Annotated in this window: 21 protein-coding genes and 1 tRNA gene; 11 read left to right on the plus strand and 11 right to left on the minus strand. The window is 69.2% G+C overall.

Translation table 11 applies throughout. The features are described from left to right. Nucleotides 1-152: 152 nt before the first annotated feature. The 5 genes from ACFYZ4_RS28860 to ACFYZ4_RS28880 are packed head-to-tail and all read right to left on the minus strand — an operon-like array spanning nt 153 to nt 6,611. On the minus strand, nt 153-563 hold the full coding sequence (locus ACFYZ4_RS28860; protein WP_390785225.1) for an Imm50 family immunity protein: 411 nt from the start codon (nt 561-563) through the stop codon (nt 153-155). Continuing rightward, the gene (locus ACFYZ4_RS28865) at nt 550-1,035 is read right to left on the minus strand and encodes an Imm50 family immunity protein (protein ID WP_351590449.1); all 486 of its coding nucleotides are present in this window, start codon (nt 1,033-1,035) and stop codon (nt 550-552) included. The genes ACFYZ4_RS28860 and ACFYZ4_RS28865 overlap by 14 nt, the downstream gene beginning before the upstream one ends. After that, nucleotides 1,022-5,647, minus strand: coding sequence for a putative T7SS-secreted protein (locus ACFYZ4_RS28870; RefSeq protein WP_390785226.1), 4,626 nt, complete (start codon nt 5,645-5,647; stop codon nt 1,022-1,024). The genes ACFYZ4_RS28865 and ACFYZ4_RS28870 overlap by 14 nt, the downstream gene beginning before the upstream one ends. Further along, complete coding sequence (locus tag ACFYZ4_RS28875; RefSeq protein WP_390785227.1) at nt 5,647-6,204, minus strand: hypothetical protein; 558 nt, start codon at nt 6,202-6,204, stop codon at nt 5,647-5,649. Before ACFYZ4_RS28875 ends, ACFYZ4_RS28870 begins: the two co-directional genes overlap by 1 nt. Next, entirely contained in the window at nt 6,204-6,611 is a 408-nt protein-coding gene (locus ACFYZ4_RS28880) for a hypothetical protein (RefSeq protein WP_390785228.1), read from the minus strand. The genes ACFYZ4_RS28875 and ACFYZ4_RS28880 overlap by 1 nt, the downstream gene beginning before the upstream one ends. 326 nt (nt 6,612-6,937) lie before the next feature. Between ACFYZ4_RS28880 and ACFYZ4_RS28885 the strand changes: the two genes are divergently transcribed. Then, a complete protein-coding gene (locus tag ACFYZ4_RS28885; protein ID WP_351286220.1) occupies nt 6,938-7,135 on the plus strand; it encodes a hypothetical protein in 198 nt (65 codons plus the stop codon). 91 nt (nt 7,136-7,226) lie between these two features. Here the strand turns inward: ACFYZ4_RS28885 and ACFYZ4_RS28890 are convergent. Continuing rightward, a tRNA-Gly gene (locus tag ACFYZ4_RS28890) sits at nt 7,227-7,300 on the minus strand. Between the two features lie 457 nt (nt 7,301-7,757). On the opposite strand from ACFYZ4_RS28890, the gene dcd reads away from it, so the two are divergent. Further along, nucleotides 7,758-8,345 (plus strand): dCTP deaminase, encoded by a 588-nt coding sequence (dcd, locus tag ACFYZ4_RS28895; protein WP_030709189.1) that lies wholly within the window; start codon nt 7,758-7,760, stop codon nt 8,343-8,345. Next, nucleotides 8,342-8,845 carry a phosphoribosyltransferase gene (locus ACFYZ4_RS28900; protein WP_351286222.1) on the plus strand — a complete coding sequence of 168 codons (504 nt, stop codon included), beginning with the start codon at nt 8,342-8,344 and terminating at the stop codon, nt 8,843-8,845. The genes dcd and ACFYZ4_RS28900 overlap by 4 nt, the downstream gene beginning before the upstream one ends. Before the next feature lie 74 nt (nt 8,846-8,919). On the opposite strand, the gene ACFYZ4_RS28905 is transcribed toward ACFYZ4_RS28900, so the two are convergent. Then, complete coding sequence (locus tag ACFYZ4_RS28905) at nt 8,920-9,855, minus strand: Yip1 family protein (protein ID WP_384343578.1); 936 nt, start codon at nt 9,853-9,855, stop codon at nt 8,920-8,922. Between the two features lie 245 nt (nt 9,856-10,100). On the opposite strand from ACFYZ4_RS28905, the gene ACFYZ4_RS28910 reads away from it, so the two are divergent. Then, nucleotides 10,101-10,934: a hypothetical protein gene (locus tag ACFYZ4_RS28910; RefSeq protein ID WP_390785229.1), complete on the plus strand. Its 834-nt coding sequence runs from the start codon at nt 10,101-10,103 to the stop codon at nt 10,932-10,934. Nucleotides 10,935-11,023: 89 nt separating this feature from the next. On the opposite strand, the gene ACFYZ4_RS28915 is transcribed toward ACFYZ4_RS28910, so the two are convergent. Beyond that, entirely contained in the window at nt 11,024-13,675 is a 2,652-nt protein-coding gene (locus ACFYZ4_RS28915; RefSeq protein WP_390785230.1) for a (Fe-S)-binding protein, read from the minus strand. Between the two features lie 110 nt (nt 13,676-13,785). Then, nucleotides 13,786-14,322 (minus strand): sugar transferase, encoded by a 537-nt coding sequence (locus ACFYZ4_RS28920; RefSeq protein WP_351286227.1) that lies wholly within the window; start codon nt 14,320-14,322, stop codon nt 13,786-13,788. Nucleotides 14,323-14,573: 251 nt separating this feature from the next. Between ACFYZ4_RS28920 and dnaK the strand changes: the two genes are divergently transcribed. From dnaK to ACFYZ4_RS28940, 4 genes are read left to right on the plus strand one after another with little or no spacing between them, the layout of a single operon-like run. Further along, nucleotides 14,574-16,418 carry a molecular chaperone DnaK gene (gene dnaK / locus ACFYZ4_RS28925; protein ID WP_351286229.1) on the plus strand — a complete coding sequence of 615 codons (1,845 nt, stop codon included), beginning with the start codon at nt 14,574-14,576 and terminating at the stop codon, nt 16,416-16,418. Beyond that, on the plus strand, nt 16,418-17,068 hold the full coding sequence (grpE, locus tag ACFYZ4_RS28930; RefSeq protein WP_351286231.1) for a nucleotide exchange factor GrpE: 651 nt from the start codon (nt 16,418-16,420) through the stop codon (nt 17,066-17,068). Before dnaK ends, grpE begins: the two co-directional genes overlap by 1 nt. 39 nt (nt 17,069-17,107) lie before the next feature. After that, entirely contained in the window at nt 17,108-18,292 is a 1,185-nt protein-coding gene (dnaJ, locus tag ACFYZ4_RS28935) for a molecular chaperone DnaJ (protein WP_351286233.1), read from the plus strand. A gap of 2 nt (nt 18,293-18,294) precedes the next feature. After that, entirely contained in the window at nt 18,295-18,765 is a 471-nt protein-coding gene (locus ACFYZ4_RS28940; protein WP_319725175.1) for a heat shock protein transcriptional repressor HspR, read from the plus strand. A 59-nt stretch (nt 18,766-18,824) separates the two neighbouring features. On the opposite strand, the gene ACFYZ4_RS28945 is transcribed toward ACFYZ4_RS28940, so the two are convergent. Then, nucleotides 18,825-19,898: a helix-turn-helix transcriptional regulator gene (locus ACFYZ4_RS28945; RefSeq protein WP_351286235.1), complete on the minus strand. Its 1,074-nt coding sequence runs from the start codon at nt 19,896-19,898 to the stop codon at nt 18,825-18,827. Nucleotides 19,899-20,000: 102 nt separating this feature from the next. On the opposite strand from ACFYZ4_RS28945, the gene ACFYZ4_RS28950 reads away from it, so the two are divergent. Continuing rightward, entirely contained in the window at nt 20,001-20,261 is a 261-nt protein-coding gene (locus ACFYZ4_RS28950; RefSeq protein ID WP_351286237.1) for a hypothetical protein, read from the plus strand. Between the two features lie 29 nt (nt 20,262-20,290). Further along, a complete protein-coding gene (locus ACFYZ4_RS28955; protein WP_051762453.1) occupies nt 20,291-20,572 on the plus strand; it encodes a (2Fe-2S)-binding protein in 282 nt (93 codons plus the stop codon). 134 nt (nt 20,573-20,706) lie between these two features. Here ACFYZ4_RS28955 and ACFYZ4_RS28960 read toward each other — a convergent pair whose 3' ends face one another. Next, nucleotides 20,707-21,111, minus strand: a complete 405-nt coding sequence (locus ACFYZ4_RS28960; RefSeq protein ID WP_390785231.1) for a pyridoxamine 5'-phosphate oxidase family protein — start codon at nt 21,109-21,111, stop codon at nt 20,707-20,709. Nucleotides 21,112-21,231: 120 nt separating this feature from the next. Between ACFYZ4_RS28960 and clpB the strand changes: the two genes are divergently transcribed. Next, nucleotides 21,232-23,817 (plus strand): ATP-dependent chaperone ClpB, encoded by a 2,586-nt coding sequence (gene clpB, locus ACFYZ4_RS28965; protein ID WP_384343558.1) that lies wholly within the window; start codon nt 21,232-21,234, stop codon nt 23,815-23,817. The last annotated feature ends 74 nt before the right edge of the window (nt 23,818-23,891 follow it).

Consider the following 23,891-nt stretch of genomic DNA (forward strand, 5'->3'; position numbering starts at 1 on the left):
GGGCACACACGGGCGGCGTGCCGTCGCCCGCGACGACATCTGGTGTCTTCCCGTTCCGCGTATGGCCCCGGCCAACCGCTCCTGGTGCCCGCGCAGGATACTGCCCAGGGCTGCGTGTTCGCTCGAAGCCATAGTGGTGTCCACGATGCCGGTCAGAGCGAGCCCTGGAGTTCCACGCGGCTGTGAACGACCGCGGAGGCGGCGGCCGAGAAGGTGATGGAGCGGTTGTCACTCGTCACCGAGACCTGCTGCCGCCCTATGTCGCTCACGATGACACGTACCGTGCGGTCGCGGCGGTCCGGGTGTTCGGCGGCGATGCCCGTGATGCGCAGCTCGTCCACGCCGGTGAACATGACGAAGAAACGGAAGGTGTTGTAGTGCTCCTCCTTCCACTCCGGCCTGGGGTGGTCCGGTAGTAGCGGGGTCTCGAAACCGAGGGTGACCGCGGTGTCCCGCTCGTCCACGTGGACGTAGTTCAGCGGGCAGGAGGAGAGGTCCGGCGGGGTCTCGTAGAGCGCCGCCAGCTCGGGCCAGAGGGGAAGGTCCATCTCAGAGGTGCTCATAGAAGGTGTTCACATGTGTCTCGGGGACGGTGGGGAAGAGCTTGCGTTCCACGATGGTCGTGAACTGGTGCGGGCCGGCGTCCTCGCCGCCCGGGCCCAGGGTGAAGACGCTGAGCCGCCCTGCCAGTACGTCCGAGTTGGACGTGTACGACAGGGCGAGACCCGGCGCCGTCACCCGTACGTCCAGACGGTACTGGGGCATGGGCGTGAGCGTGACGTCGGCGGTCACCGGCGGCCGCCAGCCCGTCATCTCGAAGTCCTGCACGTGCGAGAACGCGAGGTGGCACTGCAGGGTGTCGCCCGGTCCCCGGTCCCAGCGGTCCGGAAACCTCGGAAGGTCCATGCGCAGCGTGACCTCCGAGCCCCAGGCATCGAGGTGCACCGACCGCAGCCGTACCCCTGACAGTTCGGGAACCTCGTCGTAGTACGGCGCGAAGACATCCCGGTTGGGGACGAGATCAGTCCAGGTCATAGTAGTAATGCTCCTCTGCACCGTCGATCTGTCCATTCCGGGTGTTGTGCCACGGCCGGACGTGGACGTGCGGCGGCTGGTAGCCAGGCTCGCCCGGCTTCTGATGGCCGAACCAGTGGTCCTGGAAGACCACCATGTCGCCGTTGGGCAGCTCGTACCACTCCTCGAGGTAGTAGATCGGGCCGTTCGGGCCCATCAACTGACCGCCGCCCTGGTACTCCGGCTTGGTCGCTTTCGTGTACGGATAGCTGTTGGTGGGCTCCAGGCCTTCCGGCACACCGGCGTCGCGGAGCGCGTCCGCCTTCGCCGTGGCCAGGTCCCTCCCCACCTTCGGCGGACAGTCGGGTGCCAGCCCCAGCGGGTCCGACCAGGTCAGCGGGTTGGGGACGTAGGTGGCCGGATTGGGCGCAGGGCCGAGGCCGAGCGGGTCGACCGAGAGGTACCGGGCCGTCTCCGGGTCGTAGTGGCGGAAGCGGTTGTAGTGCAGCCCTGATTCGGGATCGAAGTACTGGCCGGGGAAGCGCAGCGGGGTGTACGCGTCGGCGTTCTTGTTCCACTCGGTCGTGCCCCACACCGTGGAACGGGCCCGCCAGGCGATCTCGCCGTCCTCACCGATCAGCTCCTGCGGAGTGCCCACCAGGTCGGTGACGATCGAGAAGAAGCGGCTGTCGATCAGCTGCTGGTCCGCCCCGACGAGCCGTTCGGCCTGTGCGAGCGGCTCGAAGCCCTCGTGCTCCCAGGTCAGCGTGACTGCGTACGGTGTTCCGGCGGTGACGGTTGTCTGCTCGCAGAGGGTGTTCCCGTCCCAGGTGAAGGTCACCTCCTCCATGACCGTCAGGCCGTCGTCCGCCAGCCGCCGCTTGGCGATCCGGCGGCCCAGCGGGTCGTATGCATATGTCCAGAGCGTCCCGTCCGGGGTGGTGAGGGCCATCAGCCGGTCCTCGGCGTCCCACTCATAGCGCCAGGTGTCAGGCTTGCGGGAGAGCCGGACCCGTTGCCGCAGGACGATCCGGCCGGCCGCGTCGTACTCGTAGCGGATGTTGCCCGCGCGTATCAGCCGGGTTCCCTCGTAGGTGCGCGCTCCCGTGGCGTCCGGGCCGCCCGGACCCGAGGCGGGCCACGAGGCGTCCGTCTGGTTTCCCGCCCGGTCGTAGGCGTAGCGCTCGGTCCAGCCTGGGGCGCTCACCGCGGTGATGTGGCCGACCGCGTCCAGGGCGAAGTCGCGGTCACCGGCAAGCCGGTCCTCGATGCCCAGCACGTAGCCGTCGGCTCGGTACGCGTACCCGCGGCGCTGCAGCGTGCGGCCTTCGGCACCGCGCACGTGCTGCTCCCGGACCCGGCCGAGCTCGTCGCGGGCCAGGTCCAGAACGGCCGCGGAGCCCAGGCTGCGGCTGATCTCGCGGCCCGTGGCGTCCCGTTCGAAGGTGATGCGGCGGCCGTCGAGGGTCAGCTCCGCTTCCTGGCCCGCTGCGTCGTACGCCCACGTGCTGATCGCTCCCGACGGGGTCGTACGGGAGACCACCCGGCTGCGCGTGTCGTAGCTGCGGGTGAGCTCGCGGCCGTTGACCGTCTCCACGCGGATGCGGCCCGCCGCGTCCCGGACGTAGCCGAGCTCCGCGCCAGGGGCGGAGATGACCGCCAGCCGGTCGGAGTAGTCGTACTCGTACCGGGTGACCACGCCCCCGGAGTCTTTCAGTGTGCGGTTGTCCAACGCGTCGTACTCGTACCGGATGAGTTGTCCGGCCGCGTTCTCGCGCGAGAGGACCCGGCCCGCCGCATCGTGCACGTAGCGGATGGTCCTGCCGTCGAAGTCCGTCTCGGCGACGGTCCGGCCGGCCGCGTCGTGCTCGTACGTCCACTCCAGGCCACGGGGGTCGGTGACCGACAGCAACCGCAGCTCGGTGTCGTAGCCGAACGCGTGCCGCGCGCCGTCCGGACCGGTCTGGGCAGTCAGCACGTCGAAGTGGGAGTACTCGTAGGTCGTGAAACCGCCGAGCGGGTCCCGGTAGTGGACGCAGTTTCCCTCTCCGTCGTACGTCCACGCCTGCTCGGCGCCATCCGGCTCGACCCGGCGGGCCAGCCTGCCCTCGGTCGTCCACTCCAGCCGGGTCGCGTGGCCCAGCGCGTCGGTGATTCGCACGGCCCGCCCGAATCCGTCCCGTTCGTAGCGGGTGACGGCGCCGAGCGGATCGGTGATCTCCACCGGGAGCCCGGCCCGGTCGCAGCGGATCCTCGTGATACCGCCGAGGCAGTCCGTGACCTCGGTCAGGTGCCCGTGGTCGTCGAATGCGAAGTGGGTGGTGGCTCCGACCGGATTGGTGAGCGAGGTGCGGTTGCCCCGTTCGTCGTAGGTCTGGCGCCATCCCGTGCGGTCGCCGCGCCGCTGCCGGACCGGGCGGCCGTGCTCGTCGTAGTCGGTGCTCAGCTCCTTGCCGTCGGGGCGAACCACCGTGACCAGTCGGCCCGCGTCGTCACGCGCGAAGTGCGTGGTGCGGCCGATGGGATCGGTGAGCATGACGAGCCGGTCGTGCCGGTCGTGGACGAAGCGGGTCACCTCGCCGAGCTCGTCGACGAGGGCCTTGACCCGATAGCGGTCGTCGACCAGGTACCGGCGAGTATGGCCGGCGCCGGTGGTCGCGGTGGTGACCCGCAGGCCGGTCTCCGGGTCGACCGTGTCGTAGGACAGGGTCAGGGCCATGTGGCCCTCAGTGCCCCCCTCGCGGATGCAGCGGTCCTGGTCGTCGTACATATAGTCGTACCGACGGTCGTTGGTATCAGTCCAGGAGGTGATGCGGCCGCGTTCGTCGTAGTTGAAGCGCAGCGGCAGGCCCGAGGAGTTCGTGACCTCGCTCAGGTTCCCGTCCGTGTAGCCGTAGGCGAGGATGCGCGGGCCGCCGGCGAGGTGGAGGGCGCTGATGCGGCTCCCGTCGACCTCGAAGCGCAGGTGGTACCCGGCGCTGTGGGCCATGCCCAAGGGTGTGCCATCGGCCGCGTACTCGAAGAGGATGACGTTGCCGTTGCGGTCCTCCAGTTGTGCGATCGGCGCGATGCCGTCCTCGGCACCTTCGGCGGGCGGGCTGAAGCGCCGTACGTGGCCGCTCGCCGGATCGGTCAGCGTCCAGTCGCCGTCCGGAGTGCGTGCCAGAGGCATGCGCGGACCGGAGGAGGGCAGCACCGGTTCGCCGGGGGCCGGATGCGGATAGGCCAACACCAGGCCATCCTCCGTCACCAGGACCACGCCTTCGGCGTCGATCTCCAGGTGTTGGTCGATCGTGGAGGACCACATCGGGCCGAACCAGCGCCCGCTCTTGTAACCCGCCTCCGCTCGACGGGTGAAGGCCATCGGGAGCGTGCCGGGCAGCATGATGTCCGTCTGCGGCAAGAACATCCGGCCGGTGGCCAGGTCGACGGGGTCGGTGCCGTCGCACTTCTTGTCGCAGTCCGGGGTGTCGGACTGGTGCGGTCCGTCCTCGTCCAGGCCCTTGCGGCCGGGACCCCGCATGTCGTCGGCGATCTTGGCGGCCGTCGCCGCCCTCTTCCCAGCGCCCATGCCCTTGGTACCGGCGAGTTCCGGGAGCAACTTGCCGAATCCTTCGGTGGGGTCCCTCATGAAGTCGTCGAGCATCTGCTTGCCCGTGCCTATGGGGTCGTTGACCGACACGATCAGGCCGGCGACCGTCGAGTTGAGGTTGGTCCGGTACTCGGCGGGGTGGGTCAGGTTGTACGGGTCGATCGGGTTGACCGCGCGGACGAAGTTGGCCAGGCCCGCCGTGCCCTTGATGACGCCGCCGGCCAGGTGAGTCTCCGCGAGCTCCAGGTAGTCCATGCCGTCTTTGAACTGTTCGGAGTACGAGGGCTTGGGCGGGGCGGCGTCACGGGCGGCGCGGACCGCCGTACTGGCTGTCTCCGCGACCTCGTTGCGCTGGGTGCGCGCGGCCTGGAGCTTGTCGTCGGCCGCCTTGAACAGCGGATCGGCGGGGTCCTTGAAGTCGTCGGCCGGCCGCGGCGGCAGCGTGTCCTTCTCCGCCCTCACCGCCGCCTTGTAGTCGATGATCGACTTGCTGTAGGCGGTGCGCGCGTCCCGCGAGACCTTCTCGGCCTTCTTGTACTCCTCCAGGGCCTCCTTGGCCTGGCCCTGCGCCCACTCGACAGTCTCCGCGAAGCGGCCCATCGCATCGGCGGCCTTGCCGAAGACCTCGGCCGCCTCGAACCAGCGTGGCGGCTCCTTGGCTATCGCCTCCCGGAACGCGTCCGCCGACGCGCCCTTCAGACCATCGCCCTCCAGACCCTTCAGACCGTTACCGACCATCGTGAAAGAGGACTTGAAGTCGTTCAGGTGCGAGACCTGCGCACGGATCTTCGAGACGCTGCCGTAGACCAGCTTGTTCGGGTCCTCGGTCTGCCCGAGCTCCAGCTCCGCGACGTCCGCGCCTAGCTGGTTGGCGGCCGAGCGGCTCTTGTCGCGGACCCAGTCACCCGCCTCGTCCAGGCCCACCTTCTCGGCCGCACCGGCGACCTTGTTGCCGCCCCACTCGATCAGGTCACCGGTGTCCTTGGCGAGGTCCTCGGCGGCGTCCTCCCACGAGTCCGGTACGAAGTCCCTCACGCCCATCAGTTACCGCCCCCGCCGGCCTGATCCAGCAGATCCTTGATCGAGCCGATGTACCCGTTGGAGGTCAGCTTGTCGCCCGTCTCCGACCAGGTCTTCTTGATGTCCTCGTCGCCCTTTTCGAAGGACTCATCGCTGTAGTCCGGCTTGTAGACGTCCGCACGCCAGATGTCGTCCCAGCTCTTCTTCTCGATCTCGTCCTCGCTCGCATGCGGATTGCCGTACGCGGCATTCGCGACCACCTTGTACGCCCCCTGCATGTACTGCTCTTCCTCCCACACCGTGCCCGCCGCGATGCCGAGGTTCCCGGCGAGAGCGCTGGCGTTCTGCACGAGACTGCGCACGCCCCACTCCCAGCGCTCGCAGAAGTCCTCGAAGACGGTGGCCAGACCCGCGTGTCCGGCCTCCATCCCCGTCATCGACAGATCACTGAAACCAGCCCCCATGGAGGCGCCGGCCGCATCCCCGGACTCACGCAACTCGGCGATGGCCTTGCGCAGACCCTCCTGGATGTTCTTGACCGCTGCCGGCGAGACCTCAAGGTCCCCGTCGCCCGCCATCAGACGGCATCCGCACGGTCGGCACCGGCATCCACCGCGCACGCGTCCGGGACGATGCCCACGACCGGCGGGAACAGCATCGAACCGTCCTCGTCCGCCACATCGACGGCCACACCCGTCGGACCGTCGACCGTCGGAATCACCGCATCGACGAGACGGGCACCAAGGATCGAGAGGTACTCCCACTCACGGGCACCGGCACCGCGCGCCACCGCGAAACGGGCCAGGGCCGCCTCGTCCGTGAACGCGTAAATCCAGCGCACACCGCCCTGCCACCCCGACATCAGCCCGCCGCCATCACCCTCCGACAGCGGCACAAGCAGTGCCGTGCGCCGGAACTCACCCAGCAAACGACCCGAATGCCCCGACCCACCGCGCACGGCGGATATCTCCTCGGCCAGTCCCACGAAGTGCCCCGTTCCCCGAGGACGCCCGGTACGGCAGCCCTCAATTCGCTTACGTTACGCAGGCGATCAGCACCCAAGCAGCGTCACCCCCCTCCGGTCCGCACCGCCGACGGCTCGCGCCTCTCCCGGAGGACTCCGTCCACGAGATCGTGTGGTCCGAACGGCTGCTCGCGGAGTGGGAGCGGGTCGTCGTCCGGGAAGGACGGCGTTCGGCGGAGTCCGCTGCCGCGGTTGCCCAAGCAATTCGGCGTGTCTTTGCCGAGTGTGAGATCCCGGCGGCGGCCTATGGCTTCCCCGCAAGCGACTTGGCTGAGCGCGGAGTACGGGTGATCGACCCGGATTCGTACCTGTGCGAGCTGTACGGCGAGTTGCCGCATGAGGTGGCGGAGACGGTGGCCCGGCTCGCCGGAGAGAAGCGCAACCCGCCAGTCACGATCGGCGAAGCCGTCGCCCGGCTTGCGAATGCCGGTTTGCCGCGCTTCGCGGACCTTCTGACGCGTCACCTTGGGCATCGCGCGAGGTGACGCGGGCACGGGTGGTGCACGGGTGGTGCGCGACGCCCAGATAGGTCTAGACAACAAACAAGCCCCAGGTCGTTGACCTGGGGCTTTGTCATGGAGCGGATGACGGGAATCGAACCCGCGCTATAAGCTTGGGAAGCTCATGTTCTACCATTAAACTACATCCGCACGGTGGGCCAGTTGCCTGGAGCTCCATCGTCGCCCACTCTACCTCATGATCGACCCCCGGTGAATTTGCCGCGGGGTCGATGTCGTGTGTGGTGTGCACCGAGGCGTGTGGGTGCGGGAGTTGGGGCGTACCGTGTGGGTGCGGAGCGGCGGCTGGAGTGGGTGCCGATCATCCCCTAATGTGGCGATTCGTCGCAGTACGGCTCGTTGGGGAAAGGGACTCGATGGAGCACACCGTCGTCCGTTGTGCCGAAGGGCACGTTTTCAGTACCGCCTCCTTCCCGCTGCAGCACCTCGGTGCCGGCCGGATCGGGCCCGGGCGGTTGCTGCGGTGTCCGCGGTGCGCGCGCTTGCGGCACGCCGTGCCCGTCGGGACAGCGGTCAAGCGATAGCGGACGGGCGCGCGGGCGCCGCTCTCGATTGGGGGTGGCCCGCGCGCTCTGCGTATCCTCGGGACGTGCTTCTCTCTGACAAAGACATCCGGGCCGAGATCGACAGCGGACGGGTTCGCATCGACCCGTTCGAGGAATCGATGGTGCAGCCCTCCAGCATCGATGTACGTCTCGACCGGTTCTTCCGGGTGTTCGAGAACCACCGGTACGCCCACATCGATCCGGCGATCGAGCAGGCGGACCTGACCCGGATGGTCGAGCCGGAGGGGGATGAGGCCTTCATCCTGCACCCCGGTGAGTTCGTGCTCGCGTCCACGTACGAGGTCATCTCGCTGCCCGACGACATCGCCTCCAGGCTGGAGGGGAAGTCCAGCCTCGGCCGGCTGGGCCTGGTGACGCATTCGACCGCGGGCTTCATCGACCCGGGGTTCTCCGGGCACGTGACCCTGGAGCTGTCGAACCTCGCCACGCTGCCGATCAAGCTCTGGCCGGGCATGAAGATCGGGCAGCTGTGCATGTTCCGGCTCAGCTCGCCCGCGGAGTTCCCGTACGGCAGCGAGCGCTACGGGTCCAGGTACCAGGGGCAGCGCGGACCGACCGCCTCGCGCTCCTTCCAGAACTTCCACCGCACCCAGGTGAGGCACGACGCATGAGTGACGACGCAGTGCGCGAGAATCTTGACTACGAGGGGTTCGGGCGGGCCGTGCGACAGCTCGCGCAGACCATCGCCGACGACGGGTACGAGCCCGACATCATCCTGAGCATCGCCCGTGGCGGCGTGTTCGTCGCGGGCGGGCTGGCCTACGCGCTCGACTGCAAGAACATCCACCTCGTGAACGTCGAGTTCTACACCGGCGTGGGCACCACGCTGGAGATGCCGGTCATGCTGGCACCCGTGCCCGAGGCGATCGACTTCACGAACAAGAAGGTCCTCATCGCCGATGACGTGGCCGACACGGGCAAGACGCTGAAGCTCGTCCACGACTTCTGCCTGGGCCACGTCGCCGAGGTGCGCTCCGCCGTCATCTACGAGAAGTCCCACTCGCTCGTGAAGTGCGAGTACGTGTGGAAGAAGACCGACGAGTGGATCAATTTCCCCTGGTCGGTCGAACCGCCCGTCGTGAAGCGCGAGGGTCAGGTTCTCGACGCCTGAGCGTGGAGAGTGAGTGAGCAAAAGGCCCGCCGCGCAGAATCTGCCCGGCGGGCCTTTTGCATGTGGTGCCAGGGCTAGATGGTGCCCAGTTTGATGATCGACAGCAGGGCGATCAGCTGGATGGCGGAGGCGCCCAGCGCCTTCGGCCACGGCAGGTCGTGCGACTTGCTGACCAGCGAGGTGAAGAGCGCTCCGGCCGCCACCCAGGTGGCCCAGCCGAGGACCTGCACGACCATGTTGTCGCCGCCGAGGAACACCGCGAACAGCAGGCGCGGCGCGTCCGTGATGGACATGATCAGCATGGACAGGCCGACCGTCGGCTGCCACGTGCCGTCGCCGCCCATCTGGCGGGCGAGCGTGTGGGTGACCGCGCCCAGGATCAGACCGCAGATGACGAAGGCGACGCCGGCGGAGAGGACGATCGGGACGGCCTTCGACAGGGTCGCGTTGATCGCGTCCTCGCGGGCGTCGTCGAGGCCGAAGACCGCGAGGAGGCCGTAGAGGAAGGTCACGGTCAGCGCGGGGCCCCAGACGGCGTAGTCGCGCATCTGGAGGAAGGTCTGGCCCGGCCGCGTCACGATGCCGCGGAGGAGTTCCTTCCACGGCAGTCGCGGCCCGGACGGGGCGGCCGCGGCCGCACCCGCGTGGTAGGTCGCGCCCTGGCTGTACGGGTCCTCGCCGACCGCGAAGACCTGGGTGTGCCCCGGGTTGTCGTTCGTGTAGCCACCGCCACCGCCGTGGCCTCCGTGGCCGTACGGGGACTGCTGCGGGCCCGCCGGGTGCGGCGGTTGCTGCTGCTGTCCGTACGGGTCGAAGTACTCCGGCTCGCCGTGGCCCCCGGCGCCCGGCTGCGGCCACTGCTGCTGCGCAGGTGGGCCTCCGGCGGGAGGGTAGGGCTGCTGGCCGTACGGCGGCGGTGGTTGCTGCCGGCCGTACGACTGCTGCTGCTGCGGGGGTTGTTGCGGAGTGCGGTTGTTGTCCCGGCCGCGTCCGATCCTGAATCCAGCCACGTGATCGAACGTACCTGGTCCGGCGAGCCCTCGTGGACGGTCGCCCGGAGCACGCACCCTTTGCGGCTGACCTGTGACATCCCCTAGGGGTACCTCAGGGTCTTACCGAGTGTCCGGTTTACGTGGCTGCGCCACAGTCTGCGGCTATTCGTTACGTTACCGACGGAATACGCACATATCGGGCCCGTAGCTTCGTATCCGTCGCCGCCCCGCAGCACGAATGAGCCCGAGGAAGAGCACACATCATGCGCAGCACCCGCCGAACCACCCTCCGTACCGCCGCCGTCATCGTCGGCGCGGCCACCGTCCTGGCCCTCCCGGTCGGATCCGCCTTCGCGGACTCCCCGGCCGTTCCGGAGCCGGAGGTACTGCCGGGCATCGAGCAGCCGGCGGTCGACCCGTCCGTCGACCCGTCCGTGCCGCCTACGCCGCGGCCCACGACGCCGCCGGTCACGCCGAAGCCGAAGCCGAAGCCGAGCGTCCGCGCGTACGTCACCACCGTGAGGCTGGCGGACGGCTCGGTCGCCAAGGTCTACAAGATCGGCGACAACCACTTCGAGGCCGACATCCTCGCCGGCTCGACGAAGCTGGACACGCTGGTCAGCAAGGGCGCGGCCGCGACGTACGGGCAGAACAACGGCCTGCACGTCGTGCTCCGGCCGAACGGCACCGTGACCTCGTGGACGGAGGGCGCGCCCAAGCCCAAGCCGGACGTCAGGAAGGAGAGCTCGGTGCGCTTCGCCATGCCCGACGGGCGGATCGCCAAGCTGGTCGACGGCCCGAACGGCAAGCGCGTCGAGCTCTCCACGCCGAACGGCAATGCCCTGGGCACGATCGACCTGAAGCGCCCCGGCACGCAGCACGACGGGTGGACGTACAAGCTCGTCCAGGACGGCAAGCGCGTGAAGTTCGTCGTCATCGACGGCAAGGGCGGCGGGAGCAGCTGGGTGTACGACTTCTGCGGCAGGCTGATCGAGAGGTACACGGTCGACCCGGTGAAGAAGGACGCGAAGCACGACCTGAAGCGGGACGTCAGGGTCGTGCCGAAGGGCGGCGTGAAGGCAGGCGCCGAGGGCTGAGCCCCGCCTCACCCGACCCGGAACGCCGGAACGGCCGGTCCCCCCGCGTGGGGGACCGGCCGTTCCGTTCCGCGTGGTGCGGGCTGGTGCTACTTGGCGTCCTCGGGCTTGGCTTCCGCCGCCGCGTCGGACTCCCCGGCGGGCTCCGCCTCGGCCTTGGCTTCAGCCTCGGGCTCGGCCTCTGCCTCGGCCTTCTCCTCGGCCTCGGGCTCGGCCTCCGCCTTGGCTTCCGCCTCGGCCTCGGCCTCGGCCTCAGCCTCCGCCTCCGCCTCGGCCTCGGCCTCGGCCTCCGCCTCAGCTTCCGCCGCAGCCTTCGCCTCCGCCGCAGCCTTCGCCTCCGCCTCGGCCTTGGCGTCCGCCTCGGCCTTCGCGGTGGCGGCAGCAGCAGCCTCCGCCTTCGCCGCGGCTTCCGCCTTGGCCTTCGCCTCGGCCTCCGCCTTCGCTGCGGCAGCAGCGGCCTCGGCCTCCGCCGCGGCGGCCGCCTCGGCTTCCGCCTCCGCCACCGCGGCCGCGAGCTCCGCCTCCGTGGGGCCGGGCGCCTTGACCGACTCCAGCAGCAGCTGTGCCACGTCGACGACCTGGACGTGTTCCTTCGCCTGGCCGTCGTTCTTCTTGCCGTTGACCGAGTCGGTCAGCATGACCAGGCAGAACGGGCAGGCGGTGGAGACGATGTCGGGGTTCAGGGACAGGGCCTCGTCGACACGCTCGTTGTTGATGCGCTTGCCGATCCGCTCCTCCATCCACATCCGCGCGCCACCGGCGCCACAGCAGAAGCCCCGCTCCTTGTGGCGGTGCATCTCCTGCTGGCGCAGTCCCGGCACGGCCGACATGATCTCGCGCGGCGGCGTGTAGACCTTGTTGTGCCGGCCCAGGTAGCACGGGTCGTGGTACGTGATCAGGCCGTCCACCGGCGTGACCGGCGTCAGCCGGCCCTCGTCGATCAGGTGCTGCAGCAGCTGCGTGTGGTGGATGACCTCGTACTCGCCGCCCAGCTGCGGGTACTCGTTCGCGATGGTGTTGAAGCAGTGCGGGCAGGTCGAGACGATCCGCTTCGCCGACTTCGGCTTCTTCGTCGACGGGTCGTCGTCGTCCTCGCCGAAGGCCATGTTCAGCATGGCCACGTTCTCCTGGCCCAGCTGCTGGAACAGCGGCTCGTTGCCCAGGCGGCGCGGCGAGTCACCGGTGCACTTCTCGTCGCCGCCCATGATCGCGAACTTGACGCCCGCGATGTTCAGGAGCTCCGCGAAGGCCTTCGTGGTCTTCTTGGCCCGGTCCTCCAGGGCGCCGGCGCAGCCGACCCAGTAGAGGTAGTCGAACTCGGAGAGGTCCTCCGCGTCCTTGCCGATGATCGGGACCTCGAAGTCCACCTCCTTGGTCCACTCGACGCGCTGCTTCTTCGCCAGGCCCCAGGGGTTGCCCTTCTTCTCCAGGTTCTTGAGCATCGTGCCCGCCTCCGACGGGAACGCGCTCTCGATCATCACCTGGTAGCGGCGCATGTCGACGATGTGGTCGATGTGCTCGATGTCGACCGGGCACTGCTCCACGCACGCACCGCAGGTCGTGCAGGACCACAGCACGTCCGGGTCGATGACGCCGTTCTCCTCGGCGGTGCCGATCAGCGGGCGCTCGGCCTCCGCGATGGCCGCGGCCGGGACGTCCTTCAGCTGCTCCGCCGTGGCCTTCTCGTTGCCCTCCATGTCCTTGCCGCCGCCGGCGAGGAGGTACGGGGCCTTGGCGTGCGCGTGGTCGCGCAGCGACATGATCAGGAGCTTCGGGGACAGCGGCTTGCCGGTGTTCCAGGCCGGGCACTGCGACTGGCAGCGACCGCACTCCGTACACGTGGAGAAGTCGAGGATGCCCTTCCAGGAGAACTGCTCGACCTGCGAGACGCCGAAGACGTCGTCCTCGCCCGGGTCCTCGAAGTCGATCTCCTTGCCGCCGCTGCTCATCGGCTGGAGCGCGCCGAGCGCGACCGCGCCGTCCGCGTTCCGCTTGAACCAGATGTTCGGGAAGCCGAGGAAGCGGTGCCAGGCGACACCCATGTTGGTGTTGAGCGAGACGACGATCATCCAGATCAGCGAGGTGCCGATCTTGATCATCGCGGTGAAGTAGATGGCGTTCTGCAGTGCGCTCGCCGAGAGCCCCTTGAAGGCCAGCACCAGCGGGTACGAGACGAAGTACGCCGGCTCGTACGAGTCCACGTGGTGGATCGCGCCCTCGAGGCCGCGCAGGCACAGGATCGCGAGGCCGATGGTGAGGATGATGTACTCGACGAAGTACGCCTGCCAGGCCTTCGAGCCGGTGAAGCGCGACTTGCGGCCGGCCCGCGAGGGCAGGCTGAGCAGCCGGATCGCCATCAGGACGACGATGCCGACGACTGTCATCAGGCCGATGAACTCGATGTAGAGCTCGAACGGCAGGAACCCGCCGATGATCGGCAGCGTCCAGTCGGCCTGGAACAGCTGGCCGTACGCCTGCGCGAGGGTGGGCGGCAGCGTCAGGAAGCCGATCGCCACGAACCAGTGCGCGAAGCCGACGATGCCCCAGCGGTTCATCCGGCTGTGGCCGAGGAACTCCCGGACGAGGGTGAGGGATCGGGCCTTCGGGTCGTCCGTGCGGCTGCCGGCCGGCACGGGCTGGCCGAGCTTCACGAAACGGTAGATCTGCGCCACGGCTCGGGCGAGCAGCGCGACGCCGACCACGGTCAGGACCAGCGACACGATGATCGCGGCGAGTTGCATGGGAGGGCTCCTCGGGCGGCACTTACTAAGCGGTAACTTATGAAGTCAAGGCTTGAGGTTACCCATTCCCGACGCCGCAATGTAGCCGAGCGTGCGGTGATCTGTGTCGCTCAGGCGAGCCTTTGTCTGCAGGCTGCCCGCGGGGTCTGCGCAAGGATCGCGAGGTCCATCCCGAGCCAGTGGTTCTCCACATAATGCCGGTCCAGCAGGGCCATCTCCTCCCAGGGGAGGTCCGAGCGCGCGCTCACCTGCCACAGTCCGGTCATTCCGGGCCGTACGAGGAGCCGGTCGGGGCGGTCCGTGCGAGCCTCCGGGCGCGGCCCGACCAGCGACATCTCGCCGCGGAGCACGTTGAACAGCTGGGGGAGCACGTCGAGGGCGCAGCGGTCCAGGGCGGCGCCGATCCGGCCCGTGTCGGCGGTGCGCAGCCGCCACGTCCGGAACGGCCTCCCGGCCAGGCCGACCGCGGCCTCCCGCACGAAGGGGCGGCGGCCGTGGGTCGCGTACAGCAGCGCGGTGGCCGGGCCCAGGGCCGGCGTGAACAGGGCCAGCAGGATCACCGCTCCGGCGAGGTCGACCACCCTTTTCGCCGGCGGGGGCGCGGGTACGCGGACCCGTAGCCGGGGGGCGGTGAGTGTGAGCGGCATGCCAGCACGCTGCCGCATGCCTCCGGCGGTCTTGCGGTGCCGCGCGGCCACGGTGACCCATTCGGCCGCCCCGCCGCTGCCGGGGCTCCGCCCCGGACCCCCGCTCCTCAAACGCCGGAGGGGCTGGATCTTGTGGGTTGCGCGTAAGCGGGGCCTAAAGGTTGAGCCGACTCGACTCAGTTCTGTTGACGCCGGCGCAGCGATACGGCATGGTTGAGTCTGTTCCACTCAAGTCACCTGGAGGAATCGAAATGGCACGTGCGGTCGGCATCGACCTGGGCACCACTAACTCCGTCGTCAGCGTTCTGGAAGGCGGCGAGCCCACCGTCATCACCAACGCCGAGGGCGCCAGGACCACGCCGTCCGTCGTCGCCTTCGCCAAGAACGGCGAGGTCCTCGTCGGCGAGGTGGCCAAGCGCCAGGCGGTCACGAACGTGGACCGGACCATCCGCTCCGTCAAGCGCCACATGGGCACTGACTGGAAGATCAACCTGGATGGCAAGGACTTCAACCCGCAGCAGATGAGCGCCTTCATCCTGCAGAAGCTGAAGCGCGACGCCGAGGCGTACCTGGGTGAGAAGGTCACGGACGCGGTCATCACCGTCCCGGCCTACTTCAACGACTCCGAGCGTCAGGCGACGAAGGAGGCCGGTGAGATCGCGGGTCTGAACGTCCTGCGCATCGTCAACGAGCCGACCGCCGCCGCCCTGGCCTACGGTCTCGACAAGGACGACCAGACCATTCTCGTCTTCGACCTCGGTGGCGGCACCTTCGACGTGTCGCTCCTGGAGATCGGCGACGGCGTCGTCGAGGTGAAGGCCACCAACGGTGACAACCATCTCGGTGGTGACGACTGGGACCAGCGCGTCGTCGACTACCTGGTGAAGCAGTTCGCCAACGGTCACGGCGTGGACCTCTCCAAGGACAAGATGGCGCTCCAGCGCCTGCGCGAGGCCGCCGAGAAGGCGAAGATCGAGCTGTCCTCCTCCACGGAGACCACGATCAACCTGCCCTACATCACGGCTTCCGCCGAGGGCCCGCTGCACCTGGACGAGAAGCTCACGCGCGCCCAGTTCCAGCAGCTGACCGCGGACCTGCTCGACCGCTGCAAGACCCCGTTCCACAACGTCATCAAGGACGCCGGCATCGCGCTGTCCGAGATCGACCACGTGGTCCTGGTCGGCGGCTCCACCCGCATGCCGGCCGTCGCCGAGCTCGTCAAGGAGCTCACCGGCGGTCAGGACGCCAACAAGGGCGTCAACCCGGACGAGGTCGTCGCCATCGGCGCGACCCTCCAGGCGGGCGTGCTCAAGGGTGAGGTCAAGGACGTCCTACTCCTCGACGTGACCCCGCTGTCCCTCGGTATCGAAACCAAGGGCGGCATCATGACCAAGCTCATCGAGCGCAACACCACGATCCCGACCAAGCGGTCCGAGATCTTCACGACGGCCGAGGACAACCAGCCGTCCGTGCAGATCCAGGTCTACCAGGGCGAGCGCGAGATCGCGGCGTACAACAAGAAGCTCGGCATGTTCGAGCTGACCGGCCTGCCGCCGGCCCCGCGTGGCGTCCCGCAGATCGAGGTCTCCTTCGACATCGACGCGAACGGCATCATGCACGTGACCGCGAAGGACCTCGGCACGGGCAAGGAGCAGAAGATGACCGTCACCGGCGGCTCTTCGCTCGGCAAGGACGAGGTCGACCGCATGCGCCAGGAGGCGGAGCAGTACGCGGACGAGGACCTCCGTCGCAAGGAGGCGGCCGAGTCCCGCAACCAGGGCGAGCAGCTCGTCTACCAGACGGAGAAGTTCGTCAAGGACAACGAGGACAAGGTCCCGGCCGACGTCAAGACCGAGGTCGAGGCCGCCGTCTCCGAGCTGAAGGAGACCCTCAAGGGCGAGGACACCACCGAGATCCGCACCGCGACGGAGAAGCTCGCCGCGGTCAGCCAGAAGCTCGGCCAGGCCATCTACGCCGACGCCCAGGCCGCTCAGGGCGCCGCGGGCGCCGAGGGTGCCCAGCAGGCCAAGGCCGACGACGACGTCGTCGACGCCGAGATCGTCGACGACGAGAAGCCGAAGGGCGGCGCTGCCTGATGTCGGAGGAGACCCCGGGTTTTGACGAGAAGCCCGAAGTCCCCGTCGACGGCACGCCCGACGAGCCGCAGGCCGCCGACTCCCCCAAGGAGGAGGAGGCGGCCCCGGCCGGGGACGCAGCACAGGATGTGGCGCTGCTCGCGCAGCTGGACCAGGCCCGTACGGCGCTCTCCGAGCGCACCGCGGACCTCCAGCGGCTCCAGGCGGAGTACCAGAACTACCGCCGCCGGGTGGAGCGGGACCGGATCACCGTCAAGGAGATCGCGGTCGCGTCCCTCCTGACGGAGCTCCTCCCGACCCTGGACGACATCGGCCGGGCGCGGGAGCATGGCGAGCTGGTCGGCGGCTTCAAGTCGGTGGCCGAGTCGCTGGAGACGGTGGCCGCCAAGATGGGGCTGCAGCAGTTCGGCAAGGAGGGCGAGCCCTTCGACCCGACGATCCACGAGGCCCTGATGCACTCGTACGCGCCGGACATCACCGAGGACACCTGCGTGGCGATCCTGCAGCCGGGGTACCGGATCGGCGAGCGTACGATCCGTCCCGCGCGGGTCGCGGTGGCCGAGCCCCAGCCGGGCGCGGCCCCCAAGTCCGAGTCCGCCGAGGGCGACAAGCCGTCCGGCGAGGACGCGGATGCAGCCGACCAGGGCTGACGCAGTACACGTAGAGGCACGAGAGGAGGGACACCGGGGATGAGCACGAAGGACTTCGTCGAGAAGGACTACTACAAGGTCCTCGGTGTCCCGAAGGACGCCACCGAGGCCGAGATCAAGAAGGCGTACCGGAAGCTCGCGCGCGAGTTCCATCCGGACGCCAACAAGGGCGACGCCTCCGCCGAGGAGCGCTTCAAGGAGATCTCCGAGGCGAACGACATCCTCGGCGACGCCAAGAAGCGCAAGGAGTACGACGAGGCGCGCGCCCTGTTCGGCAACGGTGGCTTCCGCCCCGGGCCGGGCGGGGGCGGCGGCTCGTTCAACTTCGACCTGGGCGACCTCTTCGGCGGTACCCAGCAGGGCGGCGGTCAGGCCGGCGGCTTCGGCGGCGGCCTGGGCGACGTCTTCGGCGGCCTCTTCAACCGCGGCGCCGGCCCGGGTACGGGCACCCGTACCCAGCCGCGCCGCGGCCAGGACATCGAGTCGGAGGTCACCCTCTCCTTCACGGAGGCGGTGGACGGGGCCACGGTCCCGCTCCGGATGTCCTCCCAGGCACCCTGCAAGGCCTGTTCGGGCACCGGCGACAAGAACGGCACGCCCCGTGTTTGCCCGACCTGCGTCGGCACCGGCCAGGTCTCGCGCGGCAGCGGCGGCGGCTTCTCGCTGACCGACCCCTGCGCGGACTGCAAGGGCCGCGGCCTGATCGCGGAGACCCCCTGCGACGTCTGCAAGGGCAGCGGCCGGGCCCGTTCCTCGCGCACCATGCAGGTCCGGATCCCGGCGGGCGTCTCCAACGGCCAGCGGATCCGGCTGCGCGGCAAGGGCGCGCCGGGCGAGCGCGGCGGTCCCGCCGGTGACCTCTACGTGGTCGTGCACGTCGATTCGCACCCGGTGTTCGGCCGCAAGGACGACAACCTGACGGTGACCGTGCCGGTGACGTTCGCGGAGGCGGCGCTGGGCGCCGACGTCAAGGTCCCGACCCTGAACGGCCCCTCGGTGACGCTGAAGCTGCCGCCGGGCACCCCCAACGGACGGACCATGCGGGCCCGCGGCAAGGGAGCGGTCCGCAAGGACGGCACCCGCGGCGACCTGCTGGTGACAGTGGAGGTCGCGGTCCCGACCGAGCTGTCGGACAAGGCCCGTGAGGCGCTGGAGATCTACCGCGAGGCGACGGAGTCCGAGGACCCGCGCTCCGCGCTGTTCGAGTCCGCGAAGGGAGCATGACCATGGACGGCCGCCGACGACAGTCCTCCCGCCTGGGCGGGGGCTACCAGCTCACCGACGAGACCCCGGTCTACGTGATCTCGGTGGCCGCCCAGCTCTCGGGTCTGCATCCGCAGACCCTGCGTCAGTACGACCGTCTCGGCCTGGTCTCCCCGGACCGTACGGCCGGCCGCGGCCGGCGCTACTCGGCCCGTGACATCGAACTGCTCCGCACGGTGCAGGCGCTGTCCCAGGACGAGGGCATCAACCTGGCCGGCATCAAGCGGATCATCGAACTGGAGAACCAGGTCGCCGCGCTCCAGCAGCGCGTGGCCGAGCTCTCCGCGGCGGTGGACGGCGCGGCGGCCACGCTGCAGGCCCGCGAGGCCCAGGTGCACGCCTCGTACCGGCGCGACCTGGTCAAGTACCAGCCCCCGCAGCCGGGCAGTGCCCTGGTCGTCTGGCGGCCCAGCCCCAAGCGCCCGATGGACTGACCCGGTCCCCCGTTCCACATCGTCAGGCTCCGCCCTCCAGGGCGGGGCCTGACGGCTTTCTAGAGGCCTTCCGGGTCCTCGTCGGGGTGCCGGCCCAGCTCCTCGTCGCAGTCCGGGTCAGGGGCGGAGGGCCGGCCCAGGATGCCCGACTGGGCGATGAGGTAGCCGAGCTGGGCGCGGCTGCCGCTGCCGAGGGTCGTGGCGAGCTTGGCGATGTGGGCCCGGCAGGTGCGGACGTTCATGCCGAGGCGGCGGGCGATGGCCTCGTCGACGTGGCCCTCGATGAGGAGCTGGGCGATGGTCCGCTGCACGCCGGTGATCCCGCCGGGGGTCCTCCGGTAGGTCACCTCCTCCTGCAGGGGCACGGCGCGGTGCCACAGCTGCTCGAACACCTTGATGAGGTAGTCGACGAGGCCCGGGTGGCGCAGCTCCAGTGCGACCCGGCGGTCGTCGCTCACCGGGATGAAGGCGACCGTGCGGTCGAAGATGATGAGCCGCTCTATCAGCTCTTCGAGCGTGCGGATCTCCACCTTGCCCGTGGAGATGCGGTCCACGTAGGCGAGCGTGCCCTGGCTGTGCCGGGCGGTGTGCTGGTAGAGGGTCCGTATGCTGACCCCGCGGTCGATCAGCGGCTGGTCGCGCTCCAGGGCCTGGGTCAGGGCCTCGGAGGGGCGGGCCCCGCCCGGCTGTACCGTCAGCACCTCGGTGTGGCATTCGGCCGTCGCGAGGTTGAGGGCGGCGTTGATCCGCTCGAAGCCCTCCAGCACGGTGATGGCATGGGTGTTGGCCGGGCTTTGCGCGCTGATGGCGAGGAAAGGCTCGAAAGTGTCGGTGAGATCTACAGCGCTGCGTCGGCGGTCTTGGATCTCGCGTTCAATCGGGTGGAGCCGTTGAGCCAATGCGACGGACGGGGGAACCGGGCGTAGTTGGTTCGCGTCATCCGGGTCGGGCTGCAGAAGGGCGAATTCAAGCAGGCAGGGGGCGTTCTGGATCTCGCCCCGGGCGATCCGGCCGGTACTCAGTGCGGTGGCGTAGAGCCGCGTTCCCTCGGTGCACATGGACGTGACGGGGTGGGGATGTGTCGCCTTTGTCTCGTTTCGCGTCAAATCTCCACCCCCCAGGGTCCTGAACATGCAAGAACATGATGCATCGTCCCTGTGGCATTGACGTGCCTGAATGAGCCATCGTCTGACACGCGGGGGAGAGGATTCCATCAAGTGAGGACGAAGCCGACCATGTTCAAGAGAATGCTTCGCTCGGTGCTTGCCATAGGTTTCTCCGCCGTTGCGGTTTTTGGGGCAGTCAGCGCCGTCGAAAGTGACGCGGGGAGCGCTAGGGGCGGTCAGGGCACCAACCTGACGAGCACGGAGTTCGACACCGGCTGGACCACGGCGCCCGTGCGCAAGTACGCGGACACCGGCTGGACCAGCGGCCAGCTGGGCGGTAACGGCGGCGATACGGGGTGGACCGAGGTTCCTGTGACGGTGTCCGCGTGACCCCCGACGACCGCGGCTTCCGCCGCGAGATGGCATCCGCATACCGCTCGGGCTGGCAGTTCATCGATCTCGCCACGGCCATCCCCCACCCTGGCGACTCGTTGATGGTCACCCTGTTCGGCCAACCGATCGTCGTCGTGCGCGAGGAGGACGAGGACGTACGTGCCTACCGGTGCCTGCGCCGCCCGCGGGGCGCGCCGCAGCCCGTCCGCTGCGAGGTGCGCTACGGAATGGTCTTCGTCAATCTCGATCAGCGCGACCACCAGCTCTTCGAACCCGATATCACCACCGCCACCCCCCGCAGTGCCTGAAGCGATTCCCCCGTCGTTGCAGATCGCTCAGGCGCTACCCCCACACAACGGCGCCATCGTGGACCTGACCACGATGGCGCCGTTGTGATGCCCGCGTCCAGTGCCTGAACCGGACAAGATGAAGAATCAACGGCTCACGCGCGCCCCATGGCCCGGTCCAGGGTGATCTCGATGACCACGCGGTCGGGATTGGGCGACGGCGTGCGGCCGTACCGCACCGCGTAGCGCGCCACGGCGTCGGCGACCGACGCCTCGTCCGTACGGATCACCGCGCGCCCTTCGAGGGTGGCCCAGCGGCGCCCTTCCATCTGGCAGACCGCGACCCGGGCCCCGCCCGCCTGCGCCGCCAGGACGTTGCGCACCTTCTTGCTGTGCTTGTTGCTGATCACCCGTGCCAGCCCCGCCTCCGGGTCGTACGTCACGCCCACCGGCACCACGTGGGGCGTGCCGTCGGGGCGCGGGGTGGTCAGCGTGCAGACGTGCCGCTCCCGCCAGAAGGCGAGGTACTCGGGCGTCGGGTTGAGTACGTCATGGGACATGCGCCGAAGGGTACGGGCCGATGGTGCCCTCACTTGCCTTGAGTGGAATAGACTCAACTTTGCATAGGTTGACCCTGTCAGATTCGTCGGATTTACCCCTCGGGGAGAGGAGAAGACGCAGTGGACGCCGAGCTGACCAACAAGAGCCGGGACGCGCTGAACGCGGCCACCGGCAGGGCCGTCAAGGACGGTCACGCCGATCTGACCCCCGCGCACCTGCTGCTGGCCCTGCTCGCCGGCGAGGACAACGAGAACATCACCGACCTGCTCGCCGCCACCGATGCCGACCAGGCCGAGGTGCGGGCCGGCGCGGAGCGGCTGCTGGCCGCCCTCCCCAGCGTCACCGGCTCCACGGTCGCGCCCCCGCAGCCCACCCGCGACCTGCTCGCCGTACTCGCCGAGGCGGACGCCCGGGCCGGCAAGCTCGGCGACGAGTACCTCTCCACCGAACACCTGCTCATCGCCATCGCCGCCAAGGGCGGCGCGGCGGGTGAGGTCCTTTCCGCCCAGGGCGCGAGCGCGAAGAAGCTGCTGGCCGCCTTCGAGAACGCACGAGGAGGACGGCGGGTGACCACCCCCGACCCCGAGGGTCAGTACAAGGCCCTGGAGAAGTTCGGCACCGACTTCACGGCGGCCGCGCGCGAGGGCAAGCTCGACCCGGTGATCGGCCGCGACCACGAGATCCGCCGCGTCGTGCAGGTGCTCTCGCGCCGCACCAAGAACAACCCGGTGCTCATCGGCGAGCCCGGCGTCGGCAAGACGGCCGTCGTCGAGGGCCTGGCCCAGCGCATCGTGAAGGGCGACGTCCCCGAGTCCCTGAAGAACAAGCGCCTGGTCTCCCTGGACCTCGGCGCGATGGTCGCGGGCGCCAAGTACCGCGGCGAGTTCGAGGAGCGGCTGAAGACCGTACTCGCCGAGATCAAGTCCAGCGACGGGCAGATCATCACCTTCATCGACGAGCTGCACACGGTCGTCGGCGCGGGCGCCGGCGGGGACTCCGCCATGGACGCGGGCAACATGCTCAAGCCCATGCTGGCCCGCGGCGAACTGCGCATGGTCGGCGCGACCACCCTCGACGAGTACCGCGAGCGCATCGAGAAGGACCCGGCGCTGGAGCGCCGCTTCCAGCAGGTGCTGGTCGCCGAGCCGTCCGTCGAGGACACCATCGCCATCCTGCGCGGGCTCAAGGGCCGCTACGAGGCCCACCACAAGGTCGTCATCAACGACAGCGCGCTCGTCGCCGCCGCGACCCTCTCCGACCGCTACATCACCTCCCGCTTCCTCCCCGACAAGGCCATCGACCTCGTCGACGAGGCCGCCTCCCGGCTGCGCATGGAGATCGACTCCTCCCCCCTGGAGATCGACGAGCTCCAGCGCTCCGTGGACCGGCTGCGCATGGAGGAACTGGCGCTGAAGAACGAGTCCGACCCGGCCTCGATGGAGCGCCTGGAGAAGATCCGCAAGGACCTCGCAGACAAGGAGGAGGACCTGCGCGGCCTGACCGCCCGCTGGGAGAAGGAGAAGCAGTCCCTCAACCGCGTCGGCGAGCTCAAGGAGCGCCTGGACGACCTGCGCGGCCAGGCCGAGCGCGCCCAGCGCGACGGCGACTTCGACACCGCCTCCAAGCTGCTCTACGGGGAGATCCCGAGCCTGGAGCGCGAGCTGGCGGAGGCCACCGAGGCCGAGGCCGAGGCGTCCAAGGGGACGATGGTCAAGGACGAGGTCGGCCCCGACGACATCGCGGACGTGGTGGGCGCCTGGACGGGCATCCCGGCGGGCCGCCTGCTGGAGGGCGAGACCCAGAAGCTCCTGCGCATGGAGGACGAGCTGGGCCGCCGCCTGATCGGCCAGGGCGAGGCCGTACGGGCCGTCTCGGACGCCGTGCGCCGCACCCGCGCCGGCATCGCCGACCCCGACCGCCCGACCGGCTCGTTCCTCTTCCTCGGCCCGACGGGCGTGGGCAAGACGGAGCTGGCCAAGGCCCTCGCCGACTTCCTCTTCGACGACGAGCGGGCCATGATCCGCATCGACATGTCGGAGTACGGCGAGAAGCACAGCGTGTCCCGCCTCGTCGGCGCCCCGCCCGGCTACGTCGGCTACGAGGAGGGCGGCCAGCTCACGGAGGCCGTCCGCCGCCGCCCGTACAGCGTGGTGCTCCTGGACGAGGTCGAGAAGGCTCACCCCGAGGTCTTCGACATCCTGCTCCAGGTCCTGGACGACGGCCGCCTCACGGACGGCCAGGGCCGGACCGTGGACTTCCGCAACACCATCCTGATCCTGACCTCGAACCTGGGCAGCCAGTTCCTGATGGATCCCACCACCCCGGCGGAACAGAAGAAGCAGCAGGTCCTGGACGTGGTCAGGAGCTCCTTCAAGCCGGAGTTCCTGAACCGCCTGGACGACCTGGTGGTGTTCTCCGCCCTGTCCGGCGACGAGCTCGCGCACATCGCCGAGCTCCAGATCGGCCGCCTGGCCAAGCGCCTGGCCGACCGGCGCCTCACCCTGGACGTCACGCCCGAGGCCCTGGCCTGGCTGGCCGACAAGGGCAACGACCCGGCGTACGGCGCACGCCCGCTGCGCCGCCTCATCCAGACGGCGATCGGCGACCGGCTGGCCAAGGAGATCCTCTCGGGCGAGGTCCGCGACGGCGACACCGTGCGGGTCGACGTGGCGGGCGAGGACCTGCTGGTCGGCAAGGTGCTCTGACCCGGCCGGGCGGACCCCGTGTCCGCCCGCAGCGGATCGGCGCTGCGGGGCTGGACACGGGGTAGGCGGGATGG

Source organism: Streptomyces sp. NPDC001513 (assembly GCF_042894695.1).
Lineage (GTDB): Bacteria > Actinomycetota > Actinomycetes > Streptomycetales > Streptomycetaceae > Streptomyces.

Bases quoted from the DNA above. Each gene is read 5' to 3' on its own strand.
- dnaJ (WP_351286233.1), top strand. From the start codon at position 17,108: ATGAGCACGAAGGACTTCGTCGAGAAGGACTACTACAAGGTCCTCGGT.
- ACFYZ4_RS28955 (WP_051762453.1), top strand. From the start codon at position 20,291: ATGGCATCCGCATACCGCTCGGGCTGGCAGTTCATCGATCTCGCCACG.
- ACFYZ4_RS28940 (WP_319725175.1), top strand. From the start codon at position 18,295: ATGGACGGCCGCCGACGACAGTCCTCCCGCCTGGGCGGGGGCTACCAG.
- ACFYZ4_RS28865 (WP_351590449.1), bottom strand. From the start codon at position 1,035: ATGACCTGGACTGATCTCGTCCCCAACCGGGATGTCTTCGCGCCGTAC.
- ACFYZ4_RS28900 (WP_351286222.1), top strand. From the start codon at position 8,342: ATGAGTGACGACGCAGTGCGCGAGAATCTTGACTACGAGGGGTTCGGG.
- ACFYZ4_RS28945 (WP_351286235.1), bottom strand. From the start codon at position 19,898: ATGTTCAGGACCCTGGGGGGTGGAGATTTGACGCGAAACGAGACAAAG.
- ACFYZ4_RS28875 (WP_390785227.1), bottom strand. From the start codon at position 6,204: ATGGCGGGCGACGGGGACCTTGAGGTCTCGCCGGCAGCGGTCAAGAAC.
- ACFYZ4_RS28960 (WP_390785231.1), bottom strand. From the start codon at position 21,111: ATGTCCCATGACGTACTCAACCCGACGCCCGAGTACCTCGCCTTCTGG.
- ACFYZ4_RS28870 (WP_390785226.1), bottom strand. From the start codon at position 5,647: ATGGGCGTGAGGGACTTCGTACCGGACTCGTGGGAGGACGCCGCCGAG.
- grpE (WP_351286231.1), top strand. From the start codon at position 16,418: ATGTCGGAGGAGACCCCGGGTTTTGACGAGAAGCCCGAAGTCCCCGTC.
- ACFYZ4_RS28915 (WP_390785230.1), bottom strand. From the start codon at position 13,675: ATGCAACTCGCCGCGATCATCGTGTCGCTGGTCCTGACCGTGGTCGGC.
- ACFYZ4_RS28950 (WP_351286237.1), top strand. From the start codon at position 20,001: ATGTTCAAGAGAATGCTTCGCTCGGTGCTTGCCATAGGTTTCTCCGCC.
- ACFYZ4_RS28910 (WP_390785229.1), top strand. From the start codon at position 10,101: ATGCGCAGCACCCGCCGAACCACCCTCCGTACCGCCGCCGTCATCGTC.
- ACFYZ4_RS28860 (WP_390785225.1), bottom strand. From the start codon at position 563: ATGAGCACCTCTGAGATGGACCTTCCCCTCTGGCCCGAGCTGGCGGCG.
- ACFYZ4_RS28920 (WP_351286227.1), bottom strand. From the start codon at position 14,322: ATGCCGCTCACACTCACCGCCCCCCGGCTACGGGTCCGCGTACCCGCG.
- dnaK (WP_351286229.1), top strand. From the start codon at position 14,574: ATGGCACGTGCGGTCGGCATCGACCTGGGCACCACTAACTCCGTCGTC.